Raw genomic sequence first — 9483 nt, 5'->3', positions numbered from 1 at the left:
AAGCCGGGGAGTTGGGGAGTCGGGAGGTCGGAACCGAGGGTTCACGGCCGAAGGGCCGAAAGCTGCAGGTGTGTTCCCACCGCCTGAGGTTTCCTCGAAGGGGTGAGGTTCTGCGTCCAGGGTCGAAGGTTCCGAGGGTTCGCAAACGCCGGAGCCTTGGATTTTCCGCCGTGTCGGGCCGTTCGTCGGCCGGCCTCGGCGGTGGTGGCGTGGACGGAGTGGTGGCGTGGACGGACAGCGCCCGCCGTCGCTGTTTCAGATCAAACTCATCGGCCTCGGCCCGGCGTACTGTGATCGCCTCGGGAACCGCGGTGCGGCTTCGTGTCCGTGCTCTCCGGCGGCGGCAGCTCCCTGGAGGAGATCTCCAGAGTGGTCGGCCTCGGCAGTACGGCCGCCACCGAGCCGGCCTACCGCAAGTGGATCCGGCCCGTACTCCGGGGCGGCGCGGTCGCCATGGATCGGATCTTCGGGGCCTGCGTCAATCCCGGCGCGGTTCGCGCTCGACACCAGCCCGAACCGGTAGCTGGAATCAGCTCGTAGAGCTTCCGCCGAGCCCGGATCGCTTCAAGGTCGCCAGGTCGTTTCACTGGGGTTCACCGTGCCCCTGTCCGGCTGGAGGAACCGAGGCCGATCGGCGTGGTGCCCCGGGCCGGATGGTGGACGATCTCCTCAAGAGCGCGAGTCTTCGCCGGTCCACCTGCACAGGCACTCCAAGTGGGAGAGACCATGTCGCTCACCTCCAGCGATGTGTGAAACGGGTGAGCGGCCGGGGCGCAATAGAGCCTCTTGCCCCGGCCGTATGCCCTGGATGTGCCCTCCCGGAGCAGTAAGGTCCTGAAACCACAGGTCAGAGCCTCGGTTTCCCTTCTGCTAGCGGTAGTTCGAGAACTGAAGCGCGATCTCCAGGTCCTTGCCCTTGAGAAGGGCGATGACCTCCTGCAGTTCGTCCCTCTTCTTGGAGCTCACCCGCAGTTCCTCGCCCTGGATCTGGGCTTTGACTCCCTTGGGCCCCTCATCGCGAATGATCTTCGAGATCTTCTTGGCGTGCTCCTGGTCGATGCCCTCCTTGAGGGTCACCAGAAGCCGGTACTCCTTGCCGGACAGCTTGGGCTCGTCCGCGTCCAGGATCTTGAGGGAGAGCCCTCGCTTGATCAGCTTGTCCTTGAAGACGTCGAGGACCGCGTTGGCGCGCTCCTCGCTGTTGGCCTTGATCTCAACGGCCTTCTGACCGCCCGACCAGGCGATGGTCGCGCCGGTGCCCTTGAAGTCGAATCGGTGCCCGACCTCTTTGACCGTCTGGTTCAGCGCGTTGTCGGCTTCCTGGTGGTCGATCTTGCTAACGATGTCGAACGATGAATCCGCCAAAGCTCAATCCCCTCTGACCTGCTGGAACTATCAATCGCCGCCCGATTCCCGGAAGCCACGGACCTCGAATCGCGGTGGCGCCCGCGAGCCGGTTCGGTAGACGCGTACGTAACCGATCAGCCTAGCCAGCATCTCCCGCCGATGCCGAGGCGGAAGCGTGTTCCTCTCCCGCCATCAGCGGGTCCTGTCCCACGTCAACGTGTCTCGTTTCCACTCCCGCCCTCCCGCTCGCCTTGGCGTGTCCCTGTTCCTTTGATCTCCTCGCACCCGCTCCCGGCCATCCCTCGAACACCCCCGCCATGGAGCCCCGCCCCCGGCGCCGCGACGCCTCTGGCGTCACTCCCTCCCCAGAGGGCACTGGCACAAGCGGCGACATGCGTACCAAAAGTCCTGATAGGAGCGGGTATCGGGAGGTGCCTCGCGTCGATGTCACGTCACACCCGGAAGTCCGCTATTCTTCTTCCTGTCGCCGCCGCAAGCGGAGGACGCGGCAGGTTGCCCGAGTGGTCAAAGGGAGCGGTCTGTAAAACCGTCGGCTCAGCCTACGCAGGTTCAAGTCCTGCACCTGCCACCAGCCAAACTGGCAGCTCAGAGGCCCTTCGGGGCCTCTTTTGCGTTTCCGGGGTGTGCAGCCGGATGCCACCCTGAGCGGCCCTGTGTCGGTGGTCGCGCAATATACGCGCAATGATCTTGAGGCCGTTTCCCCAGGTGGCGATGAGCTTCCAGAGACTTTGAGCCAGGACCGTCCCACGGCGCCGACCCATGCCGGTGATCACGGCAAGGGCTTCTCGAACGTGCCGTGATCGACAGCCGTTCATACGTTGATCCCTCCCAGGAACGTGTGAGTCCTGGAGGAATCCAGCACATAACAAAACATGATCATGTGGCGTATTCGCTGCCCTCGGCCACTCGCTGCGAGACCATGCTGGCGGTATGAGACTGCTCAAGCCGTTGATCGTCATCACCGTGATAGGGCTGTCCCTGACTGCGTGTGGTGCGGCACCCACCGCCTCTACCTCGGCGAGCGGTGCAGCCGAAGCCGGTTCGACATCCGCGTCCAGCAGCATGCCTACGACCTCCGCTCCTGACGAGGGCTTGTATCCACCAGGCTTTGATCCGGGCGCCTACAGGCCTCCCGAGCACTGGCGAACTCCCTGCAAGGATGCTTACTCGAACTTGTCTGTGGGCTTGCTCTCCAGCTGGAACGCGATCAGAAACCTACTTGAACAAAAGGGGGATCCTGCCTACCACGCTGCGACGGTCAAGGCCGGTTACGAACAGCTCATCGATGCCCCCCAGAAAGAAGTATTGCGAAACTGCCGACAGGCTGACCCGACGATCGGTGCCCAGTTCGACCGTGGAATCGAAGCCACCCGTATCGCTACAGGCATCGTCTGCGCCGGGGCAGAGCTGTCGTCCTGCCAGGGGGCGGAGCTCTCACCGGATGAGCGTGCTGAGCTGGGCGACAGTGTGCGGTCTTTGCTGGATGCCGTCCCTGCGCAGCGCTGAGGGATGGGTAGCTGTGCCAGGTCCTGCGTTAATTACCATGATTGTTAACAGGGGACAGAAACGCCGAAGGGCCCCGGTGGTGTCCGGGACCCTGGTCGTACGGTGCGCGTCTCATACGGTCAGCGCGTCACTGATCCGCTTGTTGGCGATCTCTTTCTGCCCGTCGAGGCACTTGGCGTAGACCCTCAGCAAGACGTCCACCCCATGGCCCGCCCGCTCGGCCACGTCGGGAGCGGAGACGCCCGCGTTGAGCCAGAGCGAGACCGCCGCGTGCCTCAGGTCGTACGGCCGCCGGGCGAGGGGAGAGGCGACCTGAGCCGGCGTGAGGGCGAGTGCCCGCGCGTCCTGCCAGACCTCGGTGTAGGCCGTCGAGGCGATCACCCCTCCGCGTTCGCTGCGGAAGATGCGTCCGTCCGCGCCGGTCCCGTACTCGTCGATGTGCTGCCGCAGGATCTTCACCAGCTCGGGAGGGATCGGCACCGGCCGGACGTCGGCATTACCCCGGTGCTTGAGGCCCCGTTCCTCGTGGGCGTCCCCGCTGTCGGTCCACTGTCTGTTGACCTCGGGCCGGGAGACGTCGACCGTCAGCCGCCCCCAGCCTTTCGCGGGCAGGTGGCAGTCCTGGAGACGCAGGCCGACCGCCTCACCCGGGCGCAGCGCCGCGTAGTACATGCAGGCGAACAGCGCCATGAGCCGCCGGCCCCGACCGCGCTTGCCGACGTAGGTGACCATGGTCAGGAGTTCCTGAGCCTGCCGGGGGTTGACCGCGACGCGAGGGTCAACGGTCTCGGTGGTCTTGGGAGGCTTCCATCTGACCTTGTGCAGCGGGTTGGCCGCCAGCTCTTCCAACTCCACGGCGTATTCAAGAACGGCATGGAAGACGGCCCGCTTACGGGCGATCGTGTTCGGCGCCGCGGCCTTGCCGTCGAGACGAAGGGCGAGCGCATCCAGCGCCAGCCGTACGACCCTGGTCTCTTCCAGGTCCACCAGGTCGAGGGAGGCCGCCTCAAGCCAGCGGATCGCCTGCACCATCTCGGCTGGGACATCGAGGCTCTTGCCGTTCGGGAGGATTGCGTACTTGCGGAGAGCGGTTCGCAGGGTCTCGGAGTCGGGACGGCCGGGGCGATCCCTGGTCAGTGCGGGGAGCACCGTTGAGAGCGCGTCGGACATGCTGTCGCGGCTCTTGGCCGCCGCGTGAGGCCACTTCATGTCGATGTAGGCCCGCACGAACTCGAAGACCGTCCGGGCGCTCTTGGCCTGGAGCATGGAGAGCGGGAGTCCGGTCTCCATGTCGAAGGCTTCACCCCGCTTCGCCGCCTGCCGCAGGTCCGACAGGAGGTTCTCGGCGAGAGCCTTGGTCCGCAGCGTCTTGGACTTCTGGCGACCACCGACCTTCCAGCGGACCACGTAGGACGGTGTCTTGCTCGTCTCGTTCCGGCGAATCTCCCAGAACTTCACGTCGTAGGAGGTGTTCACGCTGCCTCCCGGAGGGTCTCAAGCCATGCGGTGAAGTCGCTGCGGTAGATGCGGATCTCGCCGTTCGGGAGCTTGAGGCCCTGCGGAGCGTGGCCGATCTCTCGCCAGCGGTAGAAGGTGCGCCGGGACACCCCGCCGAGTTCGTCGAGGACTTCCGGAATGGTCATGAGCTGGTCGCGGTTCTTGCTCACGCTGCCTCCCGAGTCTCGATTGCCGAAAGATCTTCGATCGGTCGTCCGTCTGCTCTGGCTTGGAGTTCGATCAGGCGTGCGCGGGTGCGCTGTCGGTTGGCGACCTCGCGCAGCAGCCGTTTGGCCAGCGGGGTGCGGTTGGGGTCTTTGGAGGAGACCGGTCGCCAGACGTAGCGGTGTGGGTCGGTCACGGTGTCGTCGGGCAGGCCGAGCATGTCGAGCACCCAGGCCCGCCGGTCCTGCTTGTGTTCGCGCAGGGTCTTGTTGGACCACTTGCGCGAGACCAGGATGCGACGACCCGCGTAGCCGAGGTGTTCGGCCTTGTGCGCCTTGCCGCGGCATCGGCCCGGCAGCATGCCCGCCTTGGCGCCCTTGGGCTGGATTCCGTAGCGCAGCCAGTTCGCGCACGCCGGGGAGCAGGGTTCATAACGCAGCGCTTCGACCATCCGGGTGGCGTGGTCATGACGGGCCTGGTTGGCGACGTCGTCGGGGTCGAGCGGGTCGCCGAGGTTCTTGGTCAGGTACTTCGACAGGTAAATGAGGCACTGGTCGGCATCCGGCGATCCGACCAGGACGCCCTGAACATCGGCTTGAGCGCCGAAGCGCACGACGTGCAGCGGTTCGGCCGCCTCGTCGGCGTCGAGCTGGTCGAGGGCCTCGTCCCAGGTAGGCAGCACTTCCCCGGTGGCCGGGTCGAGGTAGTCGCCGGCCTGCCCATCCGAGTAGGGCTCAGCGCGTTCGGCTCGCTGTGCCCAGATGGGCAGGTGGTCACCGTCGAAGCGGACTTCATCCACCCGAGGCCACCACACCTGGTGGTAGGTGGCGGCGGCGATCGCCTTGACCTCAGCGCGGGGCATGGTGCCGCGGATGGCCATGTGCAGGTGCGGGGCGAGGCGCTTCTGTGGTTCGACGGAGGCGAAGTACTGCACGTCATAGCCCGCCACCCGGCGAAGGTTCTGCACGAACCGGTCCACCAGCTTGGAGAAGTGCAGCGCGTCGCGTGCTGCTGCCGCGTAGTCGTAGGTGGCCGGGTTGACCGGGACGCCGTTGTGGATGCGCCCGTAGGAGGGGAGCGTCAGGGTGACGAACAGGGATGGCCGGTAGACCTTGCCGTCGGAGGCGATGAAGGTTCGTCCGAGGGTGGTGTTCTGCTTGGCCCGCTTGGGCAGGTCCGGCGCATCCTGGCGCCGCCTCGTCGAGCGCGAGCGTTTCGGGGTTGCCCGGCCGCCCAGGACGTTGCCGCGCATTCCCGCGGCGTTGATCTCCGCGTCGATGCCCGCGATGGCCTCGTCCCAGTCAAGGGTGTCTTCCCCGTCGCGTTCGGCCTCGTCTCGCTTGGCCTGCACGTCGGCCCGGAACTCGATCAGCCACCTCTGGTCGTCGGTGGAGGGGTGAGGTTCGGCGACGGGTTCGTGGTCGAGGTGCCAGCCCTCGCGGCACTGAGCCTTACGCAGTTGCTTGTTGCGCGTGGCGCACGGCGGGCACTTGGCTTCCTGGGTGGCGCCGCAGGGGATGTTGAACGACTCCGTCATGCCGGTGTGGGTGTCGAGGCGCCGCAGCTCGATCGGGCGGATGCAGACGCCGTTGTTCTTGGCGACTTCCACCGCGACGTCCAGGGCGAAGGGCAGGGTGTCACGGATAAGGCGGGGAAGGGTGCGGTCGGAGCCGTCCGGTGAGGGGGCGGATGGGGAGGTGGGGGTGTCGGTCACCTGTCCTCCTCTCGGGCGAGCACGTCGGCGGTGAAGCGGTAGGAGGAGCTGTAGGGGTCGCGGCGCAGCCGGATGTTCACCAGGTCCGACAGCACCAGCTCAAAGAGCGGCGGAGAGTCGGACAGGGGGCCCAGGAGGCGGAAGGGGATGGTGTCGATCTCGGCGAGGGTGCCCTGAATGATGATCTTCACTGGGTTGCCTCCTCGGCGAAGTCGGCGACCATGGCGCGGATGTCGACGTCAGAGACGTAGCCGGCACGGGCACGGATCGGGTCGGGTGAGGTCTCCAGGCGGACGTAGCCGATGCCCGCGCCCTGCTCGGGGATTGGGGAGATGTGATCGGCCAGTGCTCCGCGGTCGCGTGCGCCGTCGCCGAGGACCATGTCCACCTGCTCGGACTCATCCAGGCGAAGGGCGATCTTGTCGGGGAACAGGTTGCGGACGTTCATGACCTCCTTGCGCGGGTCCTGGAGGGCGGCCATCACGCCGAACCCGACCGCGCGGCCCTGGGTGGTGAGCGTCGCCAGCGCGGCGGAGATGCGGAGCTTGAGGCCCTTGTCGGATTGGTAGGCGGTCAGGAACGCCACCTCGTCGACCACCACCAGGACGAACGGATCCTCGACCGTGGGGGTGTGGGAGCGCTGGAGGCCGGCGAATCGGTCGGCGCGCTCCTGCATGACCGTCACCGCTGCTTCCAGCAGATCGGCACACGCCGCAGGACTCGCGGCGTAGCGGTCGCCGAACAGGGCGCGTCCGAAGGACAGTTCCATCCGCTTGGGATCCAGCGCCCCCACCTGAACCAGGCCCACCCGCACCGCAGGCAGCAGAGCGCGGATGGTGGACCAGATGATGGAGCCCTTGCCCGCTCCGGTGGCGCCGGCCACCAGGACATGGGTGCCGTGGACTTTGAGCCGCCATGGAGTGCCGTCCTCGCATCGGCCGATCTCGACCGGCTCGACCGAGGCAACCTCGGGGATGGGCAGGGCGGGTAAGGGGGTGGCCAGTGGGTCACGCCGAGGGAAGGCCAGCAGCAACCGGCCCGACCGGGCCACCGTCACCCGGCACGAGGTGGCACCGAATCCGTGAGCGAGGTGGTCGATGCGGTCGGTCCAGTCCTTGACCGACTGGCCGCTGATCATCTTCACCGTGACCAGGTCCGCCCACGAGGTGCAGGTGACGCGCACGATGCGAGGCAGGTAGTCCCGGCCGCGCAGGTTCCGGCCGAGACCGGAGACGATCATCACCGGTTGCCAGTGCCGCCGATACACCCACACCAGCCGCCACCAGGCCAGCAGCCGCCAGCCCATCCAGCGGTTGAACGAGGCCCGATCGAAGAACGGCCACGGCGCCAGCAGCGAGAGCGGAACGGCGACGACGACCAGGGCGAAGCGCCAGCCGTACAGGACGCCGAGCACCGTAGGAACGGCGAGCACGGCCACCGCAATCGGGTGACGCCAGAGGAGCCGGACCAACCCGGCCAGCAGCCGCCACAGGAAGATGGTGATGGTGAAGATGGCCGGGGTACGCACCACGGCCGGGCGGAACACCACAGCGGTATCGGGGGTGGTGGTGACGAGGGTACGAGCCTCGTCACCGGGCAGTTTTTTGAACATTAGGCTTGAGCCCTCTCTTGATTCGCGTCTGGGGAGAACCGAGGGGCCGCCGGAAGTTGCACCTTCCAGCGGCCCCGCTTCGTGTCAGGCCGCCTTGCCCTGCTCGGGCTCGGCCTGGTGGGGGTTGGTGGACTGGTTGGTGTGCAGGCGCTCGCAGTCGGCCAGGTAGCGCGCGGCGACGTCGGCGATCTGCCGGGCGAGCATCACGTCTTGTTCGGTGACCGGTCCGCCGCCGGTGGTGGAGACGATCACTTGGGCCTCACGGGAGGACAGGTGCAGGAACGGCCGCCCGCCATCGGCGACCAGCGCCATGACCGACAGGTGCGGGGTGCGGAACGAGGTGTCGAGTCGGGTGCCGTCTTCGTCGAGGGTCACCACGGCGCGGGTGTAGGGCAGGTGCTCTCTCATGCGGCCACGTCCTTACCGGCCGTCGAAGCCGAAGCCTTGGCCGGAGTCGCCGCGGTGCGGGGAGGGCGCATCGCGGTGGCTCGGATGGACCAGGCCAGTCGTCCGGTGTTCTGGTTGACGTAGGCGGTGGCGGTCATGCCGTCAAACTCCACCGGCACGAACGGCAGGCCCGGCAGCGCAGCGGGAACGGTCGGCTGGATCGGGGACAGGATCTTGACCGAGACCGTCTTCTGGCCGGCCTTCACAGTGGGGTCGGCGTCCATGACGGCGACCTGCCAGACCAGCTCGCCGGTGTTCTTGTCCTTGGCGTAGACGGTGCGGCCCTTGGACGAGGCGTCGAAGTCCTTGACCTGCTCGACCTCGCCGACGATGAAGCAGCCGTGCGGGAAGACCTGCTCGAAGTGGACGGGGATGGGGCCTTGGATGGCCATAAAGCAACAACTCCTCTTCTTGATTGGCCAGTCTGCTTGACTGACCAAGTTGAGTCTTCATTAAGCACGAAGCCCGCTTGGTTAGTCAAGTGCACCAAGCGGGCTTCATGAGGAAAGTTGGATTACCGGATCGGGTAGGCGTCTTCCAACTCGTGAAGATCACCGGGAAGTACGGTCTCCACCACCACCCACGGCTTGCCCGTCGCATCACAGGCGACGGCGTACACGGCCAGCAGCGCGGCCGAGGGCTTCACGCCCAGGAGCTTGCGCTCCTCCGCGGTGGGGTTGCGCGCGGTGATGTGCTCGATGACGTGATCCAGCGAGACGCCGGCCGCACTCTCCACATAGCGCCGGATGCCTTGGCGCAGATCGGCCGACTCCGCCAGGGCCGTACCTTCGGCGACATCGGCCGGGACCCAGGTGGCGGAGATCTCGGTGGGTTCGCCGTCGCGCTCCACCAGGATCTTGCGCAGCACGACCGTGGATTTCTGCTCCAGGCCGAGGTAGGCGGCGATGCGGTTGGGAGCCTCCACCGGTCCGGCCGCCAGCAGCTTGCTCGCGGCCTGAGTTTCTGTCCGGTCGAGGAGTTCACGGCCCGTGCGCGCCTTCTGGTCTTTGGGGATCGCCGGGCGACCGCGTACGAAACGGCCCTTGCCTTGTTGGGTGACGATCCATCCCTGATCGCGTAGGACGCCGAGAGCCTTGACCACGGTGGGCCGTGCCATGCCGAACTCCGCCATGAGCGTGTGTTCGCTGGGCAGCAGCGAGCCCGCCGCATACTC

General features: G+C 66.6%; 11 protein-coding genes and 1 tRNA gene. 3 read left to right on the top strand and 9 right to left on the bottom strand.

The window, feature by feature from the left end; genetic code table 11:
* Positions 1 to 321 precede the first annotated feature (321 nt).
* Positions 322 to 540: a hypothetical protein gene (locus AB0G15_RS37735; protein ID WP_362849726.1), complete on the top strand. Its 219-nt coding sequence runs from the start codon at positions 322 to 324 to the stop codon at positions 538 to 540.
* A 330-nt stretch (positions 541 to 870) separates the two neighbouring features.
* Here the strand turns inward: AB0G15_RS37735 and AB0G15_RS37730 are convergent, their stop codons facing one another.
* On the bottom strand, positions 871 to 1365 hold the full coding sequence (locus AB0G15_RS37730; RefSeq protein ID WP_362698251.1) for a YajQ family cyclic di-GMP-binding protein: 495 nt from the start codon (positions 1363 to 1365) through the stop codon (positions 871 to 873).
* Positions 1366 to 1854: 489 nt separating this feature from the next.
* On the opposite strand from AB0G15_RS37730, the gene AB0G15_RS37725 reads away from it, so the two are divergent.
* Positions 1855 to 1939: transfer RNA gene (locus AB0G15_RS37725), tRNA-Tyr, on the top strand.
* Between the two features lie 359 nt (positions 1940 to 2298).
* Positions 2299 to 2874, top strand: a complete 576-nt coding sequence (locus AB0G15_RS37720; RefSeq protein WP_362849723.1) for a hypothetical protein — start codon at positions 2299 to 2301, stop codon at positions 2872 to 2874.
* A 111-nt stretch (positions 2875 to 2985) separates the two neighbouring features.
* Here AB0G15_RS37720 and AB0G15_RS37715 read toward each other — a convergent pair whose 3' ends face one another.
* The 8 genes from AB0G15_RS37715 to AB0G15_RS37680 form a co-directional block, all read right to left on the bottom strand.
* Complete coding sequence (locus AB0G15_RS37715; RefSeq protein WP_362849720.1) at positions 2986 to 4350, bottom strand: tyrosine-type recombinase/integrase; 1365 nt, start codon at positions 4348 to 4350, stop codon at positions 2986 to 2988.
* Entirely contained in the window at positions 4347 to 4541 is a 195-nt protein-coding gene (locus tag AB0G15_RS37710) for a helix-turn-helix domain-containing protein (protein WP_362849717.1), read from the bottom strand. Before AB0G15_RS37710 ends, AB0G15_RS37715 begins: the two co-directional genes overlap by 4 nt.
* On the bottom strand, positions 4538 to 6250 hold the full coding sequence (locus AB0G15_RS37705; RefSeq protein ID WP_362849714.1) for a replication initiator: 1713 nt from the start codon (positions 6248 to 6250) through the stop codon (positions 4538 to 4540). The genes AB0G15_RS37710 and AB0G15_RS37705 overlap by 4 nt, the downstream gene beginning before the upstream one ends.
* Positions 6247 to 6441: a hypothetical protein gene (locus AB0G15_RS37700; protein WP_362849711.1), complete on the bottom strand. Its 195-nt coding sequence runs from the start codon at positions 6439 to 6441 to the stop codon at positions 6247 to 6249. The genes AB0G15_RS37705 and AB0G15_RS37700 overlap by 4 nt, the downstream gene beginning before the upstream one ends.
* A complete protein-coding gene (locus tag AB0G15_RS37695) occupies positions 6438 to 7862 on the bottom strand; it encodes an FtsK/SpoIIIE domain-containing protein (RefSeq protein WP_362849708.1) in 1425 nt (474 codons plus the stop codon). Before AB0G15_RS37695 ends, AB0G15_RS37700 begins: the two co-directional genes overlap by 4 nt.
* Before the next feature lie 84 nt (positions 7863 to 7946).
* A complete protein-coding gene (locus AB0G15_RS37690; protein ID WP_362849705.1) occupies positions 7947 to 8270 on the bottom strand; it encodes a hypothetical protein in 324 nt (107 codons plus the stop codon).
* Entirely contained in the window at positions 8267 to 8701 is a 435-nt protein-coding gene (locus tag AB0G15_RS37685; protein WP_362849703.1) for a plasmid replication, integration and excision activator, read from the bottom strand. Before AB0G15_RS37685 ends, AB0G15_RS37690 begins: the two co-directional genes overlap by 4 nt.
* A 122-nt stretch (positions 8702 to 8823) precedes the next feature.
* Positions 8824 to 9483 (bottom strand): GntR family transcriptional regulator (locus AB0G15_RS37680; protein ID WP_362849700.1); only part of this gene is annotated, 660 nt, incomplete at its 5' end.

The sequence above is a fragment of the Streptosporangium sp. NPDC023825 genome (assembly GCF_040639575.1).
In the GTDB taxonomy this organism is placed as follows: domain Bacteria; phylum Actinomycetota; class Actinomycetes; order Streptosporangiales; family Streptosporangiaceae; genus Streptosporangium.
The sequence above is the reverse complement of the archived record's forward strand: the minus strand, read 5'-3'. Positions and strand labels throughout refer to the sequence as shown.